Genomic DNA, 23,360 nt, shown 5'->3' with positions numbered 1-23,360 from the left:
GACCGCCCACCGGACGCAGCCCCGTGGCACGTGACCGCCCTCCGTGCCCGGGGCTGCATGGTGCTCAGCCGGTCTGACCCCGCGGGAACCGGGTCGGGCCGCTGCCCGGCGGGGTGGCGCCGCCGGTGCCCGTGTCCGTCGGCGTGGCCGAGGGGGCCGTCACGGTGGGCGTCGGCACGGCAGGGGGTGTGGTCGCCGGGCCGGTAGTGCTCGGCGTCGGCGCCGGGCTCTGCGACGGCGTGGTGCTCGGCGTCCCCGACGGGCTCTGCGTGGCCGACGGCGTCGAGGACGGCGTGGTCTGCGGCTGCACCGCGGCGCCCTGATTGGTCTGCAAGTCGAACTGGAGCGGCGACTCACCGCTGAGCGCCGCCTTGGTGTAGGCGCCCCAGATCTGTGCCGGGAAGCCGCCGCCGTTGACCCGGCCGACGCCGCCCGCACCGGTCAGGGAGACCTGGGCGCCGGTCTTCGGGTCCTGGCCGAACAGGCCGACGGAAGTGACCAGGTCCGGGGTGTAGCCGGTGAACCACGCCGACTTGTTGTCGTCGGAGGTACCCGTCTTGCCGGCCACCTGGCTCGCCTGCTCGGCCGCGGTACCGGTACCGGAGTTGACGACGCCGGTGAGCACCGAGGTCACGGTGTCCGCCGTGGAGCGGCTGATCACCTGGTTGCCGATGGTGTCGGGCAGGGTGACCGCCTCGCCGCCCCGCACCGCCGACTTCACGATCGAGGGGGTGACCTTCTGGCCGTGGTGGTCGATGGTCGCGTAGATCCCGGCCATCGTCATGGGGCTGGCGCCCATCGTGCCGAGCGCGACTGCCGGACCGTCGTTGAGCCCCTTGGTGTCGGAGGGCATGCCGAGCGTCTGCGCGGTCTGCGCGACCTTGTCGAGGCCGACGTCGACGGCGAGCTGCGCGAAGACCGAGTTGACCGAGTTGTCCATCGCGGTCTGCACGGTGATCTTCCCGTAGGAACGGTCGTCCTCGTTGGGCGGGGCGAACGGCGTGACGGAGCCCTGGACCGGGCGGCCGCTGGTGCCGTCGTAGATCGTGTCGGCGCCGATGGTGCGGCCGTCCTGCGTCGTGGAGTTGTTCTCCAGCGCGGAGGCGAACACGATCGGCTTGAAGGTGGAGGCCACCTGGTAGTCGTCGCGGGTCGCGTTGTCGGTGTAGTGCTGCGGGTAGCCGGCGCCGCCGTAGAGCGCGACGACGTCACCGGTCTTCGGGTCGACCGAGACGGCCCCGGGCTGCACGCGCTGGTCGATGGAGCTGGAGGAGGAGAGGTTGTCGGTCAGCTGCGTTCTGACCGCGTTCTCCAGCGCCTTCTGCTTGGCCGGGTCGATGGTGAGCGTGATCGTCCATCCGCCGGCGGCGAGCTGGCCGTCGGTGAGCGCGCCGCTGCTGGTCAGCTGCCTGTCGGCCGCGTCGATGAGGTAGCCGGTCTGGCCGGTGACGCCGGCCGCGCCCTTGGGGCTGACGGGCTGAGGGAAGACCGCGGTGCGGCGCTGCGCGGGGTCGAGCCAGTGCATGCCGACCATGTTGTCCAGGACGTAGTTCCAGCGGGCCAGGGCGAGCTGCTTGCCGGCGGCGGTGGCCGTCGACACGTCGTACTGGCTGGGGGCCTGGACCAGCGCCGCGAGGTAGGCACCCTGCTCGGGGCTGAGCTTGCTGACGTCGACGCCGTAGTAGGCCTGGGACGCGGCCTGGATCCCGTAGGCGCCGCGCCCGAAGTACGCGGTGTTGAGGTAGCCGTCGAGGATCTCTTCCTTGCTCTTCTCCTGATCGACCTTGAGCGAGATGATCAGTTCCTTGACCTTGCGGGTGACTGTCTGGTTCTGGTCGAGGTAGTAGTTCTTGACGTACTGCTGCGTGATCGTCGAGCCGCCCTGCAGGCCCTTGCCGGTCAGGGTGTCGTAGGCGGCGCGGGCCATGCCGCGCAGATCGACGCCGCCGTCGGTGTAGAAGGTCTTGTTCTCGGCGGCGACGAAGGCGTGCTGGACGGCGACGGGTACCTGGCTGAGCGGCACGATCTCGCGGTTGACGTCGCCGGTGCGGGCGATGACCTTGCCGTCGGCGGTCTTGTAGACGTTCGCCTGGGCGGTCGCCTGGGCGTTCGCGCTGGGGACGTCGACCATGAAGTACAGCGCGATGAAGCCGGCCATGCCGAGCAGGATCACGCCGAGGGTGGTACCGAGCAGCCTGCGCAGCCAGCGGCGGCGGCGCGGCGTGCCGATCTCCTTGGCCTCGGTCCTGGCTCTGGCTTTGCCCCTGCTGCCCACGTACCGGTCTCCTCACCTCGCCAACAGTCGCGCACGCGCTCGCACGAACGCGCGATCGACGAAGCTAGCACCGGTTCCGGCCTTTAATTGCCTAAAGTCGCATAATTTCGGTACGTGAGAAGGCCCACGCCGCCCCATGGGAACCATTCAGGATCACCCGTCCCCGGTTTAGGGCCTCGGAAAATGTGATATCACCTTGCTAGGGTGAGCAACCGCACACCGACCGGCCGCCACCAGGCCGAACGCCTTACCACGTCTCAAGGGGGAGCCATGACCGCCGTCGAGAACCGGCCCACCGACATACCGGAGATGCCCAGGCCGCGGATCACGGAACGCCGCGCACTCGGCATGCCGGGCCTGCCGTTCCTGCTGCTCGCGCTGCTCGTGCTGGCCGGCGGCATCGCGCTGATCGTCTCCGGCGCCGGGGCGAGGAGCGGCGGCCACGGCGGCGCCTCCGCCGCCCTGACCATCTGCGGCGCCCTGGTGATCGCCGCCGACGTCGTCATGCTGCGCGGCCTGACCCAGGTCGCCCCCGGCCAGGCCCGGGTCTGCCAGCTCTTCGGCCGCTACCAGGGCACGATCCGGCAGGACGGGTTGCGCTGGGTCAACCCGTTCACCAGCCGCCGCACGATCTCCACCCGGCTGCGGAACAACGAGACCGAGGTGTTGAAGGTCAACGACGCCTACGGCAACCCGATCGAGATCGCCTGCGTCGTGGTGTGGCAGGTCGCGGACACCGCGCAGGCCGTCTTCGAAGTGGACAACTTTACGGATTTCGTGGCAATCCAGACGGACACCGCCGTGCGCCACATCGCCACCAAGTACGCCTACGACGCCCACGGCGAGGAGGAGCTGAGCCTGCGCGAGAACGCCGAGATCATCACCGAGCAGCTCTCCGCCGAGATCGCGGCGCGCGTCGAATCGGCCGGAGTGAAGATCATCGAGTCCCGCTTCACCCACCTCGCGTACGCACCGGAGATCGCCTCCTCGATGCTCCAGCGCCAGCAGGCGGGCGCGATCGTCTCCGCGCGGAAGACCATCGTCGCCGGCGCCGTCGGCATGGTGGAGTCCGCGCTCGCCCGGATCGCCGAGCAGGGCCTGGTCGAGCTCGACGAGGAGCGCAAGGCCGCGATGGTCAGCAATCTGCTGGTCGTGCTCTGCGGCGAACGCGCGGCCCAGCCGGTCCTCAACACCGGCTCCCTGTACCAGTGACGGAAAGGCCCGAACGCAAGCAGGTGCTGCTGCGGCTCGACCCGGCCGTGCACGACGCGCTCGCGCGGTGGGCGGCGGACGAGCTGCGCAGCACCAATGCCCAGATCGAGTTCCTGCTGCGCCGCGCCTTGTCGGAGGCGGGACGCCTCCCACGCGCGGTCCAGCCGATCCCGCGCCGCGGACGGCCGCCCAAGGAGGACTGACACCACGCCACGGCACAGCCGTTCCAGTGGAAGTTCACCACCTCCGACCTGGACGATCTGCTGGCCAGGCTCGACCGGCACACCGCCGATCACCAGGAAGAATCCTCCCAGCATTCGCGCTGACGCATCCACGCCGAGCACCGACCGGGCGCCGCACTCAGCGAGTCGGCGCGCGAGGGAGCCGGCGCCACACCCGAGGTCGAGCACGTCCATCCCGGCCACGTCCGGGAGCATGCGGGCCAAGGCAGGCTGTTCGAGATCTTCGTTGAGCCCCGCATGTTCAGCGCGCATGCGCTGGTATCTCGCAAAGAACCCCGGGTCGTCGTAGACATCGGACCCCCTCGTGCTCACAGCCAGGCCCGCAGGTCGCAGATGTCCACCAGCGGCATCCCCCAGCGCAGCGCGGCGGCTTCCAAGTCAGCAGCCTGGGCCATGAGACCGTCCGGATTCATCACCTCGCAGCACACACCGACCGGCGGCAGGCCGGCCGCCAGGCACAGCGCGACGGTGGCTTCGGTGTGTCCTTGCCGTTCGGCGAGCAGCCCTGGACGGGCGCGCAGCGGGAAGACATGGCCGGGGCGCAGGAAATCATCCGGCCGTGCGTCGGGGTCGGCCAGGCGGCGGACGGTCGCTGCCCGTTCCGCCGCCGAGACGCCGGTGCTGGTGGCGGCCAGGTCGACGGGTACGTGCATGGCGGTGCCCTGCCGGTCACCCTCACCCGGGATAGGGCCGATCTCCAGCCGCTCCAACACCTCCGGCGCGCACGGCACCGTGGTGTGGCCGCATGCCTCGGTAAGCAGGAACGTGAATGCTTGGGGCGGCAGCTGGGCACCGGCGAAGATCACGTCTCCCTCCCCTTCAGTCGCCGGGTCCCACACCACCACGCCTCCCCCCGCGGCCAGTTGGCGCACCACCTTCTCCACACCCGGTTTCCCGGCGACATGACCGGCCCACGGCAGCCCTGTGACGATCCGGTCGATGAAGCCGCGTGCCCGGTCGGGGTTGCGCGTGGTGAGTCGGCTGATCAGGTCCACTTCGAGGTTGACCCTCACCCCCGGCTCCAGCCGCTCCAAAGTGGTGGCCGCTCGGGTAGCGGGAAGGACGACCACCGAAAACCGGTCGCGCAGCCGCTCGGCGACGGTCAGGCTGACCCCGTCGACCGCGAGCGGAGCCTTGGCGAACAACTGCGACATCGACCGCTCCGGCGGGCGGATCCACACCCGGCTGCACCCGCCACCCTCGTCCTCGACCCGCACCACCTTGCCGACCGCGTCCACATAGCCCTGGACCAGATGCCCGTCGAGCCGGTCACCGACGGCCAGCGGAAGCTCGACGTTGACCGGTTCTCCGGCGGCGAGCACATCAAACGTCGACCGGCGCTTCGTCTCCGCCGCCACAGTGGCGACAGCGACCCCGTCGGACAGTGCCCGTACGGTGAGCCGCACTCCGTTCACGCATACCGAGCCGCCCGGCTGGGCGCCGGCGGCGGCTCGGGGTGACCGCACCCCGACCAGGTCCTCATCAATGCTGTCGATGACGCCGACTTCAGCGATGCGTCCAGTGAACACGTGCCAACACCCCTCATCGTCACAAGGCGCTGCGACAGCGCCGTTGATGGTTTGAGAGGGCCCGAGAAAAGCCGCGGGCCGAGGGGCGGGGTCTGACCGCATGGTCCCGGAATCACACCGGATCGTTCCACCCGAGCGGCGGAACTGGCCGACTGTACGGCCACACCTGGGAGTTGCACCTGACAACAGGATAGCCGGATCCGCCACCCACACGCGGCGGGGTTCGCCACCTGTTGGCGCTCAGGTGTCGGCGCGCGGGTCAAGGCGGAAGACGATCAGGGCGATGTCGTCGCGGGCGCCGCTGCTGACGCCGAGGTGCGCGAGCGGGGCGTCGGCGAGGCGTTCGGGGGTATGGCGGGCAGAGCGGGCGAGCGTGTCGGTGAGGCGTTGCAGGCCGGCGTCGATGTCCTCGCCGCGGCGTTCGATGAGGCCGTCGGTGTAGAGCGCGAGGGTGTAGGGCAAGTTGGCCTGGAGGCGGGGGAGGTGTTTGGAGCGGGCTCCCAGCGGAGGGTCGGTGGCCTGGTCCAGAAGATCGCAGGTGCCGTCTTAGTGGAGCAGGACCGGGGGGCGGGTGGCCGGCGCTGCTGTCGGTGATGCGGCGAGCGTGGGTGTCGACGACGGCTTGGACGACGGTGGTGGCCGGCGCACCCTCTAGTGGTCAACCCCCGAAGGACTTCCGGAGCCGACCACTAAGACCAGCGGTCCTCACCGTGATTCACCGCTGTCGACCGTCGCTGACCGCTGGATCTGGCGCGGTAATGGCGCGAGGCACCCCGTCTGTGCACGAAGCCCACTCCGACCAGGAGCGCTAGCCGACGCAGCCGGGGACGCTGCCGGGCGGAGCGCAATTGTCCGGGGTGTTATCCCGCACCTTCGACTGCTTCAGCGTCACTGTCCCGTCGTTGAAGATGCCGCCACCGACGGTGCCGGGGTTGCCAACCGCGATGTTGCCTCGCACTGCGGTGCGGCTCAATCTCACAGTGCCGCCACCGTTGTTGAAGATGCCGCCGCCCCGTTCCGTTGCCGCGTTGTGGCTCACCTCGGAATCGTTGAGCGTCACCGTGGTCCCGGTGTTGTTCCAGATGCCGCCGCCATCGGTGGCGGTGTTGTCGCGCACGCTGGACTGGTTCAGCATCACGGTGCCAGATCTGTTAAGGATGCCACCGCCCAGGAAGCCCGCGGCGTTGTCCTTCACGGTGGAGCGCTCAAGCGTCAGCGTGCTGCCGCCAGCGTTTTCGATGCCGCCGCCGTCGCCGTCTTGGCCAGGAGCACCTGAGGTGCTGTCCTTTACCGTGGACTGGTTGAGCGTCAGCGTGCCGTTATTGAGGATTCCGCCGCCGTCGCCGAAGGGACCGGCGTTGCCATGGGTAATGGTCAATCTGACCAGCCGTACCCGAGCGCCCGCATTGACCGTCACGGTATTGCCGGCGTGGTGGCCATCGAGGATCGCGCGTTCGACCCCGACCAGAGTTAGGCTCTGGGGAATGGTGAATGGGCCGACGCAGGTCCCTTTCACGAACAAGGTCGCCCCCGGCGGGGCGGTGGCGATCGCAGTCTTTAGGGCTGACGGGTTGTGCTTGCAGTCCACCCTAGTGCGGTGAGCGGCCTGGGCCGGGCCCGCCTGGGCTAGGCCAACCGCCGCCATGGCTACCACCACCACAGCCGACGTAGACCGGTGCCGCACCACCTGAGCTGTTCCCGCGAGCATTCAGCCGCTCCTTGTTCATGAACGGGATAGCCCGACGGCCCTATCCCTGCTGGCGTTCTCCTGCCCCGGCGAAAGGGATGCCCCGGTAGGACAGACGACGCGCCACCGGCGGCGGAACGTCCCCAGAACGGCCGGAACGATTGACCGGTACAGCCCACAGCCAGCGGGCGAGCAAGGCCAAGCCGAGGAACTTTGAGCTGGACCTGTCCTGGAGCAATAGATCGGCACCCGTACGCTTGCGGGAATCGGACCAGACACGTGGCATCGTTCGGCCCTATTAGGGTGAGAGATGCGCATGCGAAAGCACCCATACCGATCTTGGTCAGGGGGTTTGCCTGGTCAGGCGGTGATCGCCGTGCGGGGGTTCGAGCTGATGAACCCCCGCTTTACAAGGATGCCAGTCCTCAAGCTTCTTGACCTGCGGCGCTTCCTGCCTTGACGGATGTTGGACCCTTGCCCCCGTAGTGCCCCTGAGTGACCGTCACGTACCGACCGATCTGGCGCGCATCTGGCGCGGGCTTGACCGCGATGGAACAGGCAACTCCCCGTTGTTCCCCGTGAGTCCCCGGTGTTCCCCGCTCCGTCTGGCACGCGTGCGGCACGCCAAACGGCACGGTCCAGGTGTGTCTGATCATCTCGGAGAGACCGTGGGAAACGGACTGATCCACATCGAGAAGGGCTATGAAGGTCGACGCCCCCGCACCTGGATCACCCTCACCCCCACCGGCGACCAAGCGCTCCAAGACGAAATCACCCACCTCAAACGCCTCATCCACCAGATCGAACAAGGCAACTCGACGTGACCGCCACCCCGAGGACGACCCCACGTCGGGAGGCCCCGACCGGAGCCAGGGCCTCCCATCGCGGAGCAATTGTCAGGAGTTGTGGGTCGGGTGTCCTTGGATCTCCTCGACAGGGCAGTTCGGCTCCAGTGGGCCCCGTAGGAGTGCGTCGGGCGGCGACCGCCGGTCAGCTGTGTGTGACCCCCTCGATTTGTGGTTGTGCGTGGGCCTGGTCGGCGAGCGCGCGCAGTTCGTCGGCGTAGGTCGCCCAGACGTCGCCGACGAGGAAGTGACCGACGCCGGGCACAAGGCGCATCCGTGCGCCGGGGACGGCGGCGGCGATGTCACGCGCGGCCGCCACGCGCAGAAGCGGGTCGCGCTCACCGTGCAGCACCAGGGTCGGCACGGTGATCTGGGCCAGTGACCCGCTGTGCCACTTCGCGCCGATCTGGCGGCTCTGCGCTTTCTGGTTGCGGAAGCTGGCGACCTGGTGCGCTGCCTCCTTGTCCACGAACTCGCGCACATCGTGCTCGTCGATGTGTTGGCCGGGCGCGGCCAGGATGCGGGCGACAGCCAGGGCCAGCTCCAGGTTGCCCTGAGGGGTCTCGGGATAGTGAAGCCGGGCGAAACGGGGCAGGCATGCCAGGCGCAGGTAACGCAGGACGCCCAGGCCTTTCGCGTCGCTGGGGACAGCCGAGGAGGTGGCCAGGCTCAGCACGCGCTTCGGGTGGTGGATCGCGATGCGCTGTGCGATGAGCCCGCCCATTGAGTGGCCGAAGAGGTGGGCACCCTCCCAGCCGAGGGCGTCGAGGACGGCGACCGCGTCGTCGGTGAGGTCCTCGACGCTGTAGGCCGGACCTCCGCGCCGCAGCAGGGCCTGGATCGGCGGGCCGACGCGCCGGTCCGGCAGGTGGGTGGACTCACCGGCGTCGCGCTGGTCGTAGGCGACGACGTGGAAGCCGCGGCCGACGAGTTCGGCCGCCAGGCCGTCTGGCCACCAGAACCGTGAGGTGCCCAGTCCCATGACCAGCAACAGCGGGTCGCCGCCGGCGCCGCCCAGATCCTCGAAGGCGATCTGGATCTCGCCGTTGTGCGCGAAGCGCGTCATCGCATCCCTCCCAATTCGCAAACGCCGTTCGCGAACACTGTATGCGATAGATAGGCTGATGACAACGCGGGAGGTAGCAGTGGCAGGACAGCAGGAGTCAGTGATCTGGATGCGGCCGGAGCAAGCGCCGGTCGGACGCCCGGCCGAGCGCAGCCGCGCCGAGATCACCGCTGCCGCGGTGGAACTGGCCGACCATGAGGGTTTGGAGGCCGTCTCCATGCGCCGCGTCGCCTCGGTCCTGGGGACCGGCGCCGCCTCGCTCTACCGCTACGTGGCCACCCGAGATGACCTGCTCGACCTGATGACCGACAGCACCGCGAGCGAATACAGCCTCCCCGCTCCCAGCGGCGACTGGCAGCCCGACCTGCTCGCCATCGCCCGCCAGGCCCGGCAGATCATGCGCCGCCACCCGTGGCTACCGACCCTGGTCATCAGCCGCCCCACCCTCGGCCCCCACGGGGTCGACCTGCTGGAGCACGTGCTCGACGTGCTCGCCGACCACCCGGCCGACCCCACACGCAAAGTCGAGGCTTTCGCCCTCCTCAGCGGCCTGACCGCGCTGTTCGTCCAGAACGAAATGGCTGCCGCGAGCACCAGCCTCACGCGCCAATCCGCCTATCTCCGCCACGTTGCCGCCGCGGGACATCACCCCCGCATCACCGCTTTGTTCGCCGCCTCCCCGCCCGACGGCAACCCCCGCGACCGGTTCGACGCCGTACTCACCCGCGCCCTGACCGGTGTGCTCGGCTGACATCCGCCGCTGCCTGACCACACCGCGACGGCGTGATCAGGCAGCGGCGGCCTCCGTGCGCTTGGCTAGGTACTGATCGACCTCGGCCTCCAGAGCTGCGGCCAGCATCCTGCGGGCGCCCTCGCGGACGATCTCGTCGGTCGGGCCCGCACATCGACCAGAAGTGCGCCGTCTTCGCCGGCTCCGCCGGGAACGTCTCGTCGTGGAAGGCGCGTGCCGTGTCCGGGGCGACGGCCAGATTGAACTGGTCCTCCCAGCGGAACTCAAAGCCGGCGTCCGACAGCGCGTCGTCCCGCTCCTGGGCGCCGTCGCGGCTCGTGGCCAGGGCCGCCGCGTGCGCGGCGATCTTGTACGTGATGACGCCGGTCTTGACGTCGTCACGGTCCGGATGACCCGCGGCGCCCTTACCGCGAGCAGCGATTTCATTGGTCAATGCACGGTATGGCAGATTAGACCCCGTCCAACCCATAGTCCGGTCTAAGCCGGACACCAACCCCTCATGGAGAACCACCCGTGCTCACTATCGGTGACAAGTTCCCCACGTACGAGCTTGTCGGCGTGCATGGCCCGATCGACGACATGAAGTTCGAGACCTTCACGAACAAGAGCTTCGAGAAGGGTTGGTCAGTGGTCTTCTTCTGGCCGAAGGACTTCACCTTCGTGTGCCCGACCGAGATCGCCGCCTTCGGCAAGCTGAACGAGGAGTTCGCCGACCGCGACGCGCAGATCCTCGGTGTCTCCGGCGACTCGGAGTTCGTGCACCACGCATGGCGCAAGGACCACAAGGACCTGCGTGACCTGCCGTTCCCGATGCTTGCCGACTCCAAGCACGAGCTGATGCGGGACTGCGGCGTCGAGGGCGAGGACGGCTTCGCACAGCGCGCCGTCTTCATCGTCGACCCGAACAACGAGATCCAGTTCACCATGGTGACCGCCGGTTCCGTCGGCCGTAACCCCAAGGAGGTCCTGCGGGTTCTGGACGCCCTGCAGACCGACGAGCTGTGCCCGTGCAACTGGAGCAAGGGTGAGGAGACCCTCGACCCGGTCAAGCTGCTGGCAGGTGAGTGAGCGTGGCGCTCGGCGAGCTGAAGTCCGCTCTTCCCGACTACGCCAAGGACCTGAAGCTGAACCTCGGTTCGGTGATCGGCAACAACGACACGCTGTCGCAGCAGCAGCTGTGGGGTACGGTGCTCGCCTGCGCGATCGCCTCGCGCAGCCCGCACGTGCTGCGTGAGCTGGAGCCGGAGGCCAAGGCCAACCTGACGCCGGAGGCCTACACCGCGGCGAAGTCGGCGGCCGCCGTCATGGCGATGAACAACGTCTTCTACCGCACCCGGCACCTGCTGTCGGATCCGGAGTACGGCACGCTCCGCGCGGGCCTGCGGATGAACGTCATCGGCAACCCGGGCGTGGAGAAGACCGACTTCGAGCTCTGGTCGCTGGCGGTCTCCGCGATCAACGGCTGCGGCCAGTGCCTGGACTCCCACGAACAGGTGCTGCGCAAGGCGGGAGTTGACCGCGAGACGATCCAGGAGGCGTTCAAGATCGCTGCAGTGATCCAGGCGGTCGGCACCACGCTGGACGCGGAAGCGACACTCGCCTGACGGCGAGGACGCACGGGGGTTTCGGGGGCATTAGCCCCCGAAACCCCCGTATCTCTACTCCTCTGCGGTGAGCGGTTCGCCCGGCGCCCGGACGGGGGCGGTCACCACCGCCGTCGTACCGTGCGGGCCGTGCGAACGGCGCAGCGCAGCCTCCCGGCCGTGCGCGCGCAGATATCCGACGACGGTGTTCGCCACCGCGACCAGCGGCACCGCGACCACCGCACCCCCGATCGACCCGATCAGCGATCCCGCGGTGACCGAGAGCACCACCGCCAGCGGGTGCACCCGCACCGCACGCCCCAGGATGAACGGCTGCAGGACGTGGCCCTCGATCTGCTGCACGGCGAGCACCACCAGCAGCACCATCAGCATGGTGAACGGCCCGTTGGTCACCAGCGCCACGATCATCGCGAGCGCGCCGGTGACGACCGCGCCCACCAGCGGGATGAACGCTCCCAGGAAGATGACGACGGCCAATGGCACCGCCATCGGCACGCCGAGGAGATAGATGCCGACGCCGATGCAGACGGCGTCGATGAACGCCACCACCACCGTGCCGCGCACATAGAGCGTGAGGGTGCGCCAGGCGCGCGGCCCGGCCCCGGCGATGCCCTCACGCGCCTCGCGCGGGAAGAGCTTGAGCACCCAGTTCCACACGTTCCGTCCGTCGTAGAGGAGGAAGAGGGTGGAGAACATCGCGAGGAACATGCCGGTGAACATCTCGATCACGACGGTGACGCCCTGCAGCCCGGCCGAGGTGATCTGATCGGCGTTGGTGCCGATCGCGTTGTTGAGGTTCTTGGTGATCTGGTTGAGCTGCGCCTCGGTCACATGCAGCGGTGAATTGAGCAGCGACTTCTTCAGCTCGATCACACCGTCCTGCAGCCGGGAGGAGAGCGTGTCGGTGTTCTCCATGACCTGCCAGACCACGAACCAGCCCACCAGGCCCATCACGACGAAGCCGCCGATGAAGGTGAGGGCGGTGGCGAGACCGCGTGGCACCCCAGCGCGCTTGAGGCGCGAGACCGTCGGCTGAAGCAGCGCGGTGATCAGCAACGCCGCGACGAACGACAGCACGACGAGCTCCACCGCGCTGATCACCCTCATCAGCACATAGAGCGCGGCGGCGAGCACCAGCAGCCGCCAGCCCACCTCGGCGGCCACCCGTACGCCCCAGGGAACGGCTTCGACGGGGGCGCGCGGCGCGGCGACCGCGGGCGCGTAGTCGGGGGGCGCTGGTACGTGATCGACCGGCCGCTGCCCTGCGTCGCCGGGGACGTGCCCGGCGACGTCGCCGTCGGCCCCGCCGGCGGGGTCTGCTGATGCGGCACGGTCGGCATCGGCCTCCGCCCGGCGCTCGCCGAGGCGGCCGGCGAACGCGGCGAGCCACCCGGAGAAACCGGGGCGATCTGGCTGCTTCTGCGACATTGCCTTCCCCATACCATCGCCTGCACGGACACCGACGTGTGAACCCGTGAGGAGGACGAGGTTACCGGGGTGCGGGGTTGCTTCCCCGTAAGGGGCAGCCGGACAGTACGGCCGGGCGGGCCGCGGCCAGCGTAAAGCCCCCGGCCCGGCTCTGCGGGATTCGGGGGCTTTGCGTCGGCGGCGCAGCCGCTCAGTACCAGCCGTTGTTCTCCCAGAAGGACTGCGCCTCGCAGGGGCTGCCGTAGCGGCTGTCCATGTAGCTGAGGCCCCACTTTATCTGCGTGGCCGGGTTGGTACGCCAGTCGGAACCCGCGGAGGCCATCTTGTCGCCGGGCAGCGCCTGGACGAGACCGTAGGCGCCGGTGGAGGGGTTGGTCGCCTGGTAGTTCCAGCCGCTCTCCCGGCTCACGATCCAGGAGAAGCACTGGTACTGGTGGCTGTCCCCTATGATCTGCTGCGCCAACGCCTGGATGCCGGAGACGGAAGTGTCGATGGTCTGCTGGAGGGACTGCTCCTCCTCCTGGGCCTTCTTCTCGGCAGCGGCCTTAGCGGCTGCCGCCTCCTGGGCGGCCTTCTTGGCGGCGGCCTCCGCCGCGGCCTTCTGGCGCGCGGCTTCCGCAGCAGCCTGCTGAGCGGCAGCCTGGGCCTCGGCCTGCTGCGTCTGGGCCTGCTCCGTGAAGGACGCGGCCTGCGCGTTGGCCTGCTGCCCGGTGGCTATGGTGTCCAGCAAAGTCGCATCGGCAGCCTCGACAGGCTGCGAGGCGGCGGCGGTCGGCTCGCTGCCTGAGGCAACGCCTACGACGGCACCCACGGTCGTGACCGCAGTGGCTGACGCGACGGCGATTCCCCGGACGGAGATCCGGCTCACACGGTTTCCTTCCAGCACCGTCCGCGTGGTGACCGCGCGGACGCAATCGTGCCCCTGACTCGGGCCTCCCTTGGACCGGACCTGCGTTCATCCGGCTGGTCACTGGAGGCACTGGCCCGGTGCGATCCCCTCGCGGGGCCCGCGTGGTGCTGGGCGGCTCACAACGGCGACGCTGTTCAGTTCTGTTGTTCAACACCGCTGGGGGTGCTGGTGTGTCGTGAGCGGGGCCTGACAGCCTCACACCCTGCCCGAGGCCGCCGCCTGAACGCAATTCTCCTGTGGGTGGTAAAGCTCACACGCTGTTTGAGCCGCCTGTTTTCGGGAAATGCGCGCGTGTCGCGCTCCGGCACGAGTAAGCTGCTGCGCCCTTCGCGGACGCAGCAGCCTCCAAAATGCCCTAACCGGGCTGCATCAGGTGCAGTTGACGCACAGTGGGCTACGGCTGGACATCCTCCAGCATTTCCGTAACCAGCGCCGCAATGGGTGACCTTTCCGAACGGGTGAGCGTCACATGGGCGAACAGCGGGTGGCCCTTGAGCTTCTCGACGACGGCGACCACGCCGTCGTACCGCCCCACCCGCAGGTTGTCACGCTGAGCGACATCGTGGGTGAGAACCACACGCGATCCGGCCCCGACCCGGGAGAGGACGGTCAACAGCACGTTCCGTTCGAGGGATTGGGCCTCGTCGACGATCACGAACGCGTCGTGCAGCGACCGCCCCCGGATGTGCGTCAGCGGGAGCACTTCGAGCATCCCCCGCTCGACGACCTCCTCGATCACCTCTGCCGAGGTCACGGCCGAGAGGGTGTCGAAGACGGCCTGCGACCAAGGACTCATCTTCTCGGCCTCGTTGCCCGGCAGATAGCCCAGCTCCTGCCCGCCCACCGCGTACAGCGGCCGGAAGACCATCACCTTGCGGTGCTGACGCCGTTCGAGGACGGCTTCGAGCCCGGCGCACAGCGCGAGCGCCGACTTTCCGGTGCCGGCCCGGCCGCCGAGCGAGACGATCCCGACCTCCGGGTCGAGGAGCAGGTCGAGGGCGATGCGCTGCTCTGCGCTGCGGCCGTGGATGCCGAACGCCTCGCGGTCGCCGCGCACCAGGCGCACCTTGCCGTCCTCCGTCACCCGTCCGAGTGCCTTGCCGCGCTCGGACTGCAGCACCAGACCGGTGTGTACGGGAAGTTCGTCCGCTATGGGCAGGGCGATCGGCTCGTCGGCGTACAGGGCGTCGATGTCGTCGCCCGCGATCTGGAGCTCCGCCATCCCCGTCCAGCCCGAGGTGATGGCCAGTTCGGCCCGGTACTCCTCGGCGAGCAGACCGACGGACGACGCCTTGATGCGCAGCGGCAGGTCCTTGGAGACGACGGTGACGTCGTAGCCCTCGGCCTGCAGGTTGCGGGCGACGGCAAGGATGCGGGAGTCGTTGTCCCCCAGCCGGAAGCCCGCCGGAAGCACGGCGGGATCCGAGTGGTTGAGCTCGACCCGCAGCGTTCCACCGATCTCGCCGATCGGGATGGGCGCATCAAGACGCCCGTGCCTGATCCGGTACTCGTCGAGCAGCCGCAGCGCCTGGCGGGCGAAGTAGCCGAGCTCCGGGTGGTGGCGCTTGGCCTCCAGTTCCGTCACCACGACCACCGGGAGCACCACTTCGTGCTCGTCGAAACGGGTGAGGGCGTTGGGGTCGGCCAGCAGCACGCTGGTGTCAAGGACATAGGTGCGCCGGTCGTGCTCCCGGCGGTTCTTGCTGGTCACCACGGGTGGACGAACCCCCTCGGGAGAGATCGGGGTGCGACGGCACCGGACGCTGGTGTCACAGCGCGTGCGTCGCCAAGTACTGGGCCGGGGCCGGGCTGCAGGGCCTGGCCGCGGCCCTGCGTCGAGACGCGGTCGATGCCATCGGGTGACAGCACGTCCGTGTGCAATGGGCCTCCCGGGCGGGCGGCACCCTGCCACCCGCTTCTCTCCGACGCCCGTGGCTCGGGTGTCGGCCTGAGGGGGGTATTCCCTTGGGGGTGTGGGGGCATGCCCCCTGTGGCCAAAATCGCCTCGGCCGGGCGGGCCCCGGACAGGCCTAATTGCCGTAGCGGCGGTGGCGTGCGGCGTAGTCGCGGAGCGCGCGCAGGAAGTCGACCTTGCGGAACGCGGGCCAGAAGACCTCGCAGAAGTAGTACTCCGAGTGCGCGCTCTGCCAGAGCATGAAGCCGGAGAGGCGCTGCTCGCCCGAGGTGCGGATGAGCAGGTCCGGGTCGGGCTGACCGCGCGTGTACAGGTGCTCCGCGATGTGGTCGATGTCGAGGATCTCGGCGAGGTCCTCGATGGAGGTGCCGCGGCTCGCCTGCTCCAGCAGCAGCGAGCGGACGGCGTCGGCGATCTCCTGGCGGCCGCCGTAGCCCACGGCGACATTGACGAGCATGCCGTCCACCGCGTCGGTGGCCTGCTCGGCCTCCTTCAGCACCCGCTGGGTGTGCGAGGGCAGCAGATCCAGCGTGCCCACGTGGTGGACGCGCCAGCGGCCGTCCTCGGCCAGGCCGGTGACGGCGCTCTCGATGATGCCGAGCAGCGGGTCGAGCTCTTCGGCCGGACGGCCGAGGTTGTCGGTGGAGAGCAGCCAGAGAGTGACGACCTCGACACCCGTCTCCTGGCACCAGCCGAGAAGATCGGCGATCTTGTTCGCGCCGGCCTGGTGGCCCTGTTCTGCGGTGCCTCCGGCGGCGCGCGCCCAGCGCCGGTTGCCGTCCAGGATGACGCCGATGTGCTTGGGCGCCTGTGCACGGTCCAGGTGGGCCTCGATGCGGCGTTCGTAGAGCCCGTAGACCAGATCGCGCAGATTCTTCATCGTGTCCAGCCCCTCGAACTGTCGGCACCCCGCCGCCACCATACTGCGGCTCCCCGACCGGCAACGACCGGGGTGTGATCGCTCCGGGCTGCCCGGGAGCTGCTCGCAGGGCTGCCCGGACGGCCGCTCAGGCGCGGGCTCACCCGGAGCCGAGCAGCACCCCGCCCAGCGCTCCGAGCAGCATGAACGGGCCGAACGGGATCGGTGTCTTCCGGTTCGCCCGTCCGGCCGCCAGCAGGATCAGCCCCGTGATCGCACCGAGCAGGAATCCGGCGAACGTCCCGGCGAAGAGCACGGGCCAGCCGTACCAGCCCAGGGCGAGACCGAGGGTGGGCGCCAGCTTGACGTCACCGAACCCCAGACCGGACGGATTGATCAGCAGCAGGACGAAGTACGCGGCCCCGAGCACCACCCCGCCGAGCAGCGCACGCGTCCATGACCCCTCGTGCCCGGGTACCAGCGCCACCACCCCCAGCGCGGCCGCGGTGCCGGTGCCGAGGGGCAGGGTGAGGACGTCGGGCAGTCGCCGCACGGCGAGGTCGATCCGGGTGAGCAGCATCGCGGGCGGGACGAGCAGCAGCCAGGCCGCCAGCTCGGGCCTGGCCCCGTTGGTCAGGGCGAGCGCGACGCAGACGAGGGCGCTCAGGACGGCCGACCCTGCCGCCCCCGCCCCCTGCGGCAGGCGGCGGCCGGTGGCGGTCGCCCCGGTGAACCGGCGTGCCAGTCGCGGGAGCGCGATCCCGGTGCCGGCCCCCCACGCCGCCGCCGCGGCGACGATCACGTCCTGGATCACGTCTCGGGTCACGTCTTGACGAGGTTCCCCTTGCCGATGGTGCCGATCTGGATGCTGTTGGCGATGCGGTACATCGTGTCCACCCAGCTGCCCGCGCCCTTGCCGGAGGCGGTGATCAGCACGACGACGGGCCGGCCGCTCGCCGTCTTGGTGGTGACCTCGGTCACGCGACGCGGCAATCCGTCCGTTTTGGAGAGGAATGCGTAGTTCACCTCTGTCGAGAGGTGGCCGCCCATCTTGAACGGCGTGCTCGGCTTGGCCGTGAGCTTGTACCCCTTGGGCGTCGGCGGCTTGCGCGTCAGCACCTCGACGTCGGCGATCTGGGTGCCGTGCTCGTCGAGGTGGGCCGCGGCCAGCACCCCCGGCGGCAGATCGGCCGTGGCGGTCCTGCGCCAGTCCTTGGGGACGGCGAAGGCGATGCCATGGGCATTGAAGTACGTCCAGCCGTCCGGTGCGCCCTTGCCCACAGCGCATCCCGCACTTGCCGCACCCAGCAGCATGACGGCGCCAACCGCCGTCGCACACCGCTTCGTTGTGCCGATCGAGCTACTCACTCTCACCCTCACTCAGGCAATCCCGGACGCGGCAATGACGTCATGCACTGGCCGAAGCCCTACGTTACCCGCGTTACCCGCGCGGCGATCCGAACCTCTGAGCGGACCGCGCTTTCGATCACATTCCGTTACCAGGATTACCCCAGCTTCACGCGCACGTGAATTCGATCAGGATGCGAGGTGTCACGAGGGTGACGCGTGGAAGAGAAAGCGGCGAAAAGAGGAGAAAAGGGGGAGAAAAAGAGGAGACGGGCCGATCCGCGGGGTGGGATGCGGATCGGCCCGAGGGGGGGACTTTTACTGTAGCGCGCGGCACGGGGTCTCGGAGACCATCTGACACGGCCGGGCGCGTTGCCGCGCCAATGGCCTGGCATTGGTCTGGACCAGCGGGGGCTTCGGGGAGGGTTGACAGTGGCGCGACGGCGGCTGCGGGACGGCAGCGGCGTACTCAGGATGGGTCAGCGTGCGGTGGAGCTGGAGATCGCGGCGTCGCACCGGGCGCGCACCCACGGCCTGCTGGGCCGGGACGGAATCGACGGCATGATCCTGCTCACGCCCGCCGGCGGCGTCCATACCTTCGGTATGCGCTTCGCGATCGACGTCGCGTACCTCGACCGCCGGATGCGTGTGCTGGCGGTGCGGACGATGCGCCCGGGCCGGCTCGGCCGTCCCCGGCTGCGCGCCCGTCACGTCCTGGAGGCGCAGGCCGGCGCCATGCGGGGGTGGGGGTTGCGGCCCGGTGTGACCGTGACGGTGGAGGTCACGAGGATCACGGAGACGTCGACGGCGGGGTGAAGGAGATCTCGACGCGGCGGTTCTGGGCACGGCCCGCCTCCGTCGAGTTGTCCGCGACGTAGTACTGGTTGCCGTACCCGCGCACGTCGAAGGTGTTGCCACCGGTGATCTGCGGGGCGAGCGCCTGATAGACGGCGTTGGCCCGCTCCTTGGCGAGCACCTGGCCGTGCTCGACCGTGCCGAGGTTGTCGGTGAAGCCGAAGACGCGGATGGCGCCGGTCACATGGCGGTTGTTGATGTCCGTGGCGATGGCGTTGATGCGGTCGAGGGCGGCGGGGTTGAGCTGGTAGCTGTCCTTGGAGAAGAGGACGTCCGCTTCGAGCGCGTAGGTGATCTCGGTGTTGGACTGCGACTCGGTCTCTGCGTTGTCGGAGTCCGACACGACCGTGGTGATGTCGAGGACCTTGGGCGGCGCGAGGGTGTCGCCCTGCGGGAGCTTGAGCGCGGGGGACGAGGTGTCGATCGGGGTGGGCGCGGAGGGCGTCGCGGACGGCAGGGGCGAGGGGGAGGAGCTGCCGTCGGCACGGGCGTCGGTGGCGAGGGCGAGGGCGAGCACGGCCGATGCGGCGACGGCGGCGGTGCGCAGGGGGGTGTGAGGCATCGCGGTTCTCATCCCTGGGAGATCTGGATGGTGGCCGGCGGCATGGTGGGCAGCTCGAAGTCGACCTGCGTGGTGGACTGCGGCGGCGCGGGGAACTGGGCGAAGAACGGGACGGACTGCTTGGGCTCGATCCCGACCAGGCCCATCGTGCACAAGCACTTGCCCTCGGTGTCGCGGAGCACGTAGTAGCGCTTCTTGCCGGTCTCGTCGACGAGGACGGCGCCGGCGACGGACGGTCCCGACGACTGGACGGCCATCTCCTGGCCCGTCCACGAGGTGGCGTTGAAGGGGCTGGTTCCGTTGTTGGTGATGGTGCCCTGCACGGTGACGAAGCCGCCCGCGTCCCGGATGGCCGAGGTGATGTCGACCTCCATGCCGTCCTCGCCCTTCAGCTGCGCGAGCGTCTGGGAGGGGCTCGGTGCCGCCGCGGGCTGACCGCCGGTGGACTGGGCTCCTCCGGACGCGTTCTTCGTCGGGGACGCCGTGGGCTTCGCGTGGGAACTGCCGCCGCCACCGCAGCCGGTGAGCGCCAGGGCCAGGCAGAACGCGAGCGTGCCGACCGCCGCCCCCTTACGGCTGGTTGAGCTCTGCACCATGCTCATGTCCCCGGTCCTTACGTGCTGAGATGAACGGTGAAGAAATCGGCCAGGTCGAGGTGGAAGCCTGCTGCGGTCGGGTCGATCGAGATGTCGTTGCCGTCACAGGTGAGGCGGATGGAGTTCCCGTTCTTTCCCTGCACCGTGCAGCGGGGTTCGATGACGGCGGTGGCCGTCGCCGTGGCGTGCATGGACTGCGTCCCCTGGACCGGGGAGCCGCCGACCGTGTCGAGGCTGATGACCTTGACCGTGTAGCCGGGCTCTCCGTTGGCTGGATCGCACCTCGTCACGCTCGCACGGTTGTCGGCGGCGTACTGGCCTGCGGCGGCACAGTCATTGGCTCCCGGCTGGAGCAGAGTGCCGAGTTGCGCGAGATTGCCGCTGGTGAGGGCCTTCAGCAAAGCGTCCTGCACGCCGTCGCGTTCGCTGCGTGCGGCCGCCAGCGCGGCGGCATCGGCGGCGGTCTGGGCGTCGCCGCGCACGGCCGAGGCCTGGCCCACGGCGAAGAAAGCGACAGCGAGCAAGAGCAGTGCCGCTACCGCCACGATGTAGAGCGGGAGGGTCTGTCCTTGCTCGCTGCGGGGGCCTGCGGCCCGGTTCAGTGGCTCGTGATCTTTGTGATCTCGTTGAGGATGCCGTTGAGGACGGCCTGTCCGATGCTTGTCGTGCTCGCCAGCACGCCGATGATCACCGCGATCACCACCGCGATCCCCAGGTACTCGAACGACGTCTGGCCCTCGTCCGCGTGTGCTGTGGCGTGTGCTGTCATGCGTGCGCGAAACGCCGTGATCCGTCGCGTCACCCATGCGTTCATCTCGGCCCCTGCCCCTCGGCGGTTGTCCCCGTCCTTCCCCCCGTCGGTCACGGGAAGCGTACGACGCGGTCACGCCCCGCACCCAGGGTCCACGGGCCCAAATCCTCGTCCTGGCGCGGCTGCTCATGGGCACGCCCCGGCCCTCCGCCGACCCAGCCATACGGCGATGGCCTGGCCGCGGCGGGTTGCGCCCAGCTTGGCGAAGATGCGGTTGATGTGGTTCTTGACCGTCTTCTCGCTGACGAAGCAGGCGGCGGCGATCTGCGGATTGCTCAAGCCGTCGGCAACCAACTCCATGATCTGCCCCTCCCGTTGGCTGAGGCCGAACCGAGCGCGCGCATCGCCCACATCGGATTGCAGATGCAAATTCCGTTGCGGTTGCAAAGGTACACCGCCGGCCGTCCCCTGCGCAGCCCCTTCGGCGGCTCCTTCGGCAGCCGCCCGTACCCCCGCGAGCACAGCCGTCGCCGCGGTCGGCGTGAGGTGAGCGCGGCCTGACGCCGCGTCGCGCACGGCCGCCGTCAGCCCGGCCGTGTCGAACTCGCCGTGCACCAGATAGCCGGCCGCGCCCATCCGCACCGCCTCCCGCACCACGTCGCCTTCACCGCTGTAGGTCAGCATCAGCACGGCCGCACCCGACGCGACCAGTTCAGGGAGCGCGGCCAGGCCGCCGCCGCCCGGCATCCGCACGTCGAGGAGCACCACCTCGGGGTGAAGGCGACGTGCCGCCGCAACCGCCTCCACGCCGCCCCGCGCCTCTCCGACCACGTCCGTCCCGAGGACGGCTCGCAGTGCGGCGCGGACCACCGCGCTGTCGTCAACCACCAAGATCCGCAATGCCGTTCACCCCCAGCGGCAGTTCGACCCGTACCTCCGTGCCCTTGCCCGCCGGGCCGGTCACGCTCAGCCGGGCACCCATCGCCTTCACTCGCTCGGCCATCCCGATCAGGCCGAAGTGGCCGGCCTCGCACAGCGGTTCCAGCGCCCCGGCGTCGACTCCCACGCCATCAGGCAGTCCGTGTCCGTCGTCCGTCACCGTGATGGTGAGAACCACCTTCGACGCTCCCGCGTGCCGCTCGGCGTTGTCCAGTGCTTCGGCGACGACGGCGGTCAGCTCCCGTACCGGATCGCACGGTCCGGCGGTGGCGCCGGTGCCGAGCGCCGCCCGCAGCCGTCCCAGCAACGCCCGTGACTCCGCCGCGGCCTGCCGCGCCGAGGAGGCGAGCAGCGCGGCGCGGGAGCGTACCTCGGGCGAGGCGTCGGGGGCGGCGGAGACGGAATCCGCCAGGCCCTCGGCCGCGAGCGCGACACCGGCGAGCGTCTTGGCCACGGTGTCGTGGAGCTCACGTGCGACGCGGGCGCGCTCCTCCCCCACGGCGCGTTCCGCGGCGAGCTTGGCACGGGTGTCGCCGAGTGCCTGGGTGGCCTCGCCGAAACGCAGCAGCAGGCGACGCAGGACGGTCCCGGTCCAGCCCGCGATCGCGTAGAAACCGGGCAGCAGCAGGGAGTTGGCGGGGTCGGCGCCGACGCCGGGGGCGAGGGCGAGGACGGCGGCGAGGACGACGGCCTGCAGGACGGTGAACCAGGCGGCGCCCTTGCCGCCGTACACCAGGCCCGCGAGCAGCGGAGTGCACGCGCTCAGATATGCCAGCGGGCTGTCCGGCGACGCCGCGAGGAGCAGCAGCGCGGCGAAGAGCGTGTCGCCGAGCAGCAGCAGGGGGTGGCGCAGCAGCAGCGGGCCGAGCCGCTCCCAGTCGCGGAAGAGCGCGTACGAGGTCATGAAGGTGACCAGGAGCGCGGCGCCGACGGCCCACTGGTAGGGGCCCGGATCCGCCCCGTACATCACGATCGGCGCGGAGATCGCGATCATCGCGAGGCGGAAGGCGAAGACGTGCCGGCACAGCGCCTGCAGGGCGCTCAGTTCCAGCCGGAACCCGGCGATATGCGGCTCGCCCATGGCACTACCCATTTCCGAGGATCTGCGCGAAGTCGATGCGCGAGCCGAGGATCGTCCCCGTGATCAGCAGGATCATGGTGGCCGGTACGAGCACCATGGTGATGACGGCGGTGGCTCGCGGGACGGTGCGGGCGGCGCGCCTGCGCGCGTTCTGTGCCTCGGTGCGCCGCATGTCCTGCGCGATCTGCAGCAGCGTGCGGGCAATGGGCGCGCCGAGCTCCTCGCCCTGCTGCAGCGCGGTGACGAACTGGCCCACCTGCTCGGACCTGTTGCGCTTGCGCAGCTGCTCGAAGGCGTCGCGGCGGCTGACGCCGACGTCCATCTGGCGCAGCGCGATGCGGATCTCGTCCGGCCACGGGCCGCGGTAGGTCTCGGCGACGCGTTCCAGCGCCTGGCGGAAGCCGAGTCCCGCGCTCACGACGACGGCGAGGACGTCGAGGAAGTCCGGCAGGGTCCGCTCGATCTCGTCGCGGCGCCTGCGGACGGCGAGCCAGATGCCGAGGTCGGTCCAGCCCCAGCCGTAGCCGATCATCAGCAGCGCCAGGCTCCAGTGGCCCTTGACGAGCAGCACGAGCGCGGCGAGCCCGCCGAGCGCCCCGTAGACGGCGCGGCGGGCGGCGTAGCGGTCGACGGTCAGGCCGTACGGGTTGCCCGCGTGGTCGATGCGTGCGCGGGCCCGGGCCACCCGGGCCGGGCCCATCATGCGCAGGACGAGCGGCGCGTAGCGCATGCCGAGCCGGTCGACGGCGTTGCCGACCCGCGTGGTGCGGGTGCTGCCGACGTCCAGGGCGAGCGCCAGGTCGTCGGGCAGCTTGGTGTCGGCGCGGTAGAGGGCGACGCCGTAGCAGACGCCGGCGACGCCGAGCGCGAAGAGCGCGGCCAGTGCGAGCGCGAGTCCCCTCACGT

24 protein-coding genes and 3 pseudogenes are annotated in these 23,360 nt (G+C 69.7%); 7 read left to right on the top strand and 20 right to left on the bottom strand.

The annotated features are described in order from the left end of the window. Positions 1-64: 64 nt before the first annotated feature. The gene (locus NGB36_RS17215; RefSeq protein ID WP_255921184.1) at positions 65-2,275 is read right to left on the bottom strand and encodes a transglycosylase domain-containing protein; all 2,211 of its coding nucleotides are present in this window, start codon (positions 2,273-2,275) and stop codon (positions 65-67) included. A gap of 270 nt (positions 2,276-2,545) precedes the next feature. Here NGB36_RS17215 and NGB36_RS17210 point away from each other — a divergent pair, with 270 nt between their 5' ends. Both NGB36_RS17210 and NGB36_RS17205 read left to right on the top strand, forming a co-directional pair. Further along, complete coding sequence (locus NGB36_RS17210) at positions 2,546-3,487, top strand: SPFH domain-containing protein (protein WP_255921183.1); 942 nt, start codon at positions 2,546-2,548, stop codon at positions 3,485-3,487. Beyond that, positions 3,484-3,690, top strand: a complete 207-nt coding sequence (locus tag NGB36_RS17205; RefSeq protein WP_255921182.1) for a type II toxin-antitoxin system antitoxin — start codon at positions 3,484-3,486, stop codon at positions 3,688-3,690. Before NGB36_RS17210 ends, NGB36_RS17205 begins: the two co-directional genes overlap by 4 nt. 117 nt (positions 3,691-3,807) lie before the next feature. Here the strand turns inward: NGB36_RS17205 and NGB36_RS33805 are convergent. The 4 genes and pseudogenes from NGB36_RS33805 to NGB36_RS17190 all read right to left on the bottom strand — a co-directional run. After that, positions 3,808-3,981 (bottom strand): annotated as a pseudogene (locus NGB36_RS33805) (methyltransferase domain-containing protein); the annotation flags it as partial. A gap of 56 nt (positions 3,982-4,037) precedes the next feature. Next, positions 4,038-5,258 (bottom strand): 3,4-dihydroxy-2-butanone-4-phosphate synthase, encoded by a 1,221-nt coding sequence (locus NGB36_RS17200; protein ID WP_255921181.1) that lies wholly within the window; start codon positions 5,256-5,258, stop codon positions 4,038-4,040. Between the two features lie 240 nt (positions 5,259-5,498). Next, positions 5,499-5,913 (bottom strand): annotated as a pseudogene (locus tag NGB36_RS17195) (PP2C family protein-serine/threonine phosphatase); the annotation flags it as partial. Between the two features lie 153 nt (positions 5,914-6,066). Further along, a complete protein-coding gene (locus NGB36_RS17190; RefSeq protein ID WP_255921180.1) occupies positions 6,067-6,846 on the bottom strand; it encodes a right-handed parallel beta-helix repeat-containing protein in 780 nt (259 codons plus the stop codon). 743 nt (positions 6,847-7,589) lie between these two features. On the opposite strand from NGB36_RS17190, the gene NGB36_RS17185 reads away from it, so the two are divergent. Beyond that, positions 7,590-7,769, top strand: a complete 180-nt coding sequence (locus NGB36_RS17185) for a transcriptional regulator (RefSeq protein ID WP_255921179.1) — start codon at positions 7,590-7,592, stop codon at positions 7,767-7,769. Positions 7,770-7,935: 166 nt separating this feature from the next. On the opposite strand, the gene NGB36_RS17180 is transcribed toward NGB36_RS17185, so the two are convergent. Then, positions 7,936-8,856, bottom strand: coding sequence for an alpha/beta fold hydrolase (locus tag NGB36_RS17180; protein WP_255921178.1), 921 nt, complete (start codon positions 8,854-8,856; stop codon positions 7,936-7,938). A 79-nt stretch (positions 8,857-8,935) separates the two neighbouring features. Between NGB36_RS17180 and NGB36_RS17175 the strand changes: the two genes are divergently transcribed. Then, on the top strand, positions 8,936-9,607 hold the full coding sequence (locus NGB36_RS17175; RefSeq protein ID WP_255921177.1) for a TetR/AcrR family transcriptional regulator: 672 nt from the start codon (positions 8,936-8,938) through the stop codon (positions 9,605-9,607). A gap of 142 nt (positions 9,608-9,749) precedes the next feature. Here NGB36_RS17175 and NGB36_RS34060 read toward each other — a convergent pair. Further along, a pseudogene (locus NGB36_RS34060) lies at positions 9,750-10,001 on the bottom strand (phosphomethylpyrimidine synthase ThiC); the annotation flags it as partial. Positions 10,002-10,120: 119 nt separating this feature from the next. On the opposite strand from NGB36_RS34060, the gene NGB36_RS17165 reads away from it, so the two are divergent. Next, the gene (locus tag NGB36_RS17165) at positions 10,121-10,675 is read left to right on the top strand and encodes a peroxiredoxin (protein ID WP_255921176.1); all 555 of its coding nucleotides are present in this window, start codon (positions 10,121-10,123) and stop codon (positions 10,673-10,675) included. A 2-nt stretch (positions 10,676-10,677) separates the two neighbouring features. Next, complete coding sequence (locus NGB36_RS17160; RefSeq protein ID WP_255921175.1) at positions 10,678-11,211, top strand: alkyl hydroperoxide reductase; 534 nt, start codon at positions 10,678-10,680, stop codon at positions 11,209-11,211. 54 nt (positions 11,212-11,265) lie between these two features. Here the strand turns inward: NGB36_RS17160 and NGB36_RS17155 are convergent, their stop codons facing one another. From NGB36_RS17155 to NGB36_RS17130, 6 genes are all read right to left on the bottom strand, one after another. Beyond that, entirely contained in the window at positions 11,266-12,639 is a 1,374-nt protein-coding gene (locus tag NGB36_RS17155) for an AI-2E family transporter (protein WP_255921174.1), read from the bottom strand. A 190-nt stretch (positions 12,640-12,829) separates the two neighbouring features. After that, positions 12,830-13,507 carry an aggregation-promoting factor C-terminal-like domain-containing protein gene (locus NGB36_RS17150; RefSeq protein ID WP_255921173.1) on the bottom strand — a complete coding sequence of 226 codons (678 nt, stop codon included), beginning with the start codon at positions 13,505-13,507 and terminating at the stop codon, positions 12,830-12,832. A gap of 436 nt (positions 13,508-13,943) precedes the next feature. Then, positions 13,944-15,263: an RNA 5'-3' helicase PhoH2 gene (phoH2, locus tag NGB36_RS17145; RefSeq protein WP_255921172.1), complete on the bottom strand. Its 1,320-nt coding sequence runs from the start codon at positions 15,261-15,263 to the stop codon at positions 13,944-13,946. A gap of 316 nt (positions 15,264-15,579) precedes the next feature. After that, positions 15,580-16,386 carry an isoprenyl transferase gene (locus NGB36_RS17140; protein ID WP_269470262.1) on the bottom strand — a complete coding sequence of 269 codons (807 nt, stop codon included), beginning with the start codon at positions 16,384-16,386 and terminating at the stop codon, positions 15,580-15,582. Between the two features lie 97 nt (positions 16,387-16,483). After that, positions 16,484-17,149: a prepilin peptidase gene (locus NGB36_RS17135; RefSeq protein WP_255921171.1), complete on the bottom strand. Its 666-nt coding sequence runs from the start codon at positions 17,147-17,149 to the stop codon at positions 16,484-16,486. After that, entirely contained in the window at positions 17,146-17,604 is a 459-nt protein-coding gene (locus NGB36_RS17130; protein WP_255921170.1) for a hypothetical protein, read from the bottom strand. The genes NGB36_RS17135 and NGB36_RS17130 overlap by 4 nt, the downstream gene beginning before the upstream one ends. 540 nt (positions 17,605-18,144) lie before the next feature. Here NGB36_RS17130 and NGB36_RS17125 point away from each other — a divergent pair. Further along, positions 18,145-18,486 (top strand): DUF192 domain-containing protein, encoded by a 342-nt coding sequence (locus NGB36_RS17125; RefSeq protein WP_255921255.1) that lies wholly within the window; start codon positions 18,145-18,147, stop codon positions 18,484-18,486. Here the strand turns inward: NGB36_RS17125 and NGB36_RS17120 are convergent. The 7 genes from NGB36_RS17120 to NGB36_RS17090 form a co-directional block, all read right to left on the bottom strand. Continuing rightward, positions 18,461-19,087, bottom strand: coding sequence for an OmpA family protein (locus NGB36_RS17120; protein WP_255921169.1), 627 nt, complete (start codon positions 19,085-19,087; stop codon positions 18,461-18,463). The two genes, NGB36_RS17125 and NGB36_RS17120, sit on opposite strands and share 26 nt — an antisense overlap. 8 nt (positions 19,088-19,095) lie before the next feature. Beyond that, positions 19,096-19,689 carry a hypothetical protein gene (locus NGB36_RS17115; RefSeq protein WP_255921168.1) on the bottom strand — a complete coding sequence of 198 codons (594 nt, stop codon included), beginning with the start codon at positions 19,687-19,689 and terminating at the stop codon, positions 19,096-19,098. Positions 19,690-19,700: 11 nt separating this feature from the next. Then, a complete protein-coding gene (locus NGB36_RS17110) occupies positions 19,701-20,285 on the bottom strand; it encodes a pilus assembly protein TadG-related protein (RefSeq protein ID WP_255921254.1) in 585 nt (194 codons plus the stop codon). Further along, positions 20,282-20,452 carry a hypothetical protein gene (locus NGB36_RS17105; RefSeq protein WP_255921253.1) on the bottom strand — a complete coding sequence of 57 codons (171 nt, stop codon included), beginning with the start codon at positions 20,450-20,452 and terminating at the stop codon, positions 20,282-20,284. Before NGB36_RS17105 ends, NGB36_RS17110 begins: the two co-directional genes overlap by 4 nt. Before the next feature lie 168 nt (positions 20,453-20,620). Then, the gene (locus NGB36_RS17100) at positions 20,621-21,304 is read right to left on the bottom strand and encodes a LuxR C-terminal-related transcriptional regulator (RefSeq protein WP_308288868.1); all 684 of its coding nucleotides are present in this window, start codon (positions 21,302-21,304) and stop codon (positions 20,621-20,623) included. Between the two features lie 10 nt (positions 21,305-21,314). Then, positions 21,315-22,454, bottom strand: a complete 1,140-nt coding sequence (locus NGB36_RS17095) for a sensor histidine kinase (RefSeq protein WP_255921166.1) — start codon at positions 22,452-22,454, stop codon at positions 21,315-21,317. A 4-nt stretch (positions 22,455-22,458) separates the two neighbouring features. Continuing rightward, positions 22,459-23,358 carry a DUF5936 domain-containing protein gene (locus NGB36_RS17090; protein ID WP_255921165.1) on the bottom strand — a complete coding sequence of 300 codons (900 nt, stop codon included), beginning with the start codon at positions 23,356-23,358 and terminating at the stop codon, positions 22,459-22,461. Positions 23,359-23,360 lie beyond the last annotated feature (2 nt).

Source organism: Streptomyces humicola (genome assembly GCF_024436035.1).
Taxonomy (GTDB): Bacteria; Actinomycetota; Actinomycetes; order Streptomycetales; family Streptomycetaceae; genus Streptantibioticus_B; species Streptantibioticus_B humicola.
This window is presented reverse-complemented; position numbering and strand designations above follow the sequence as displayed.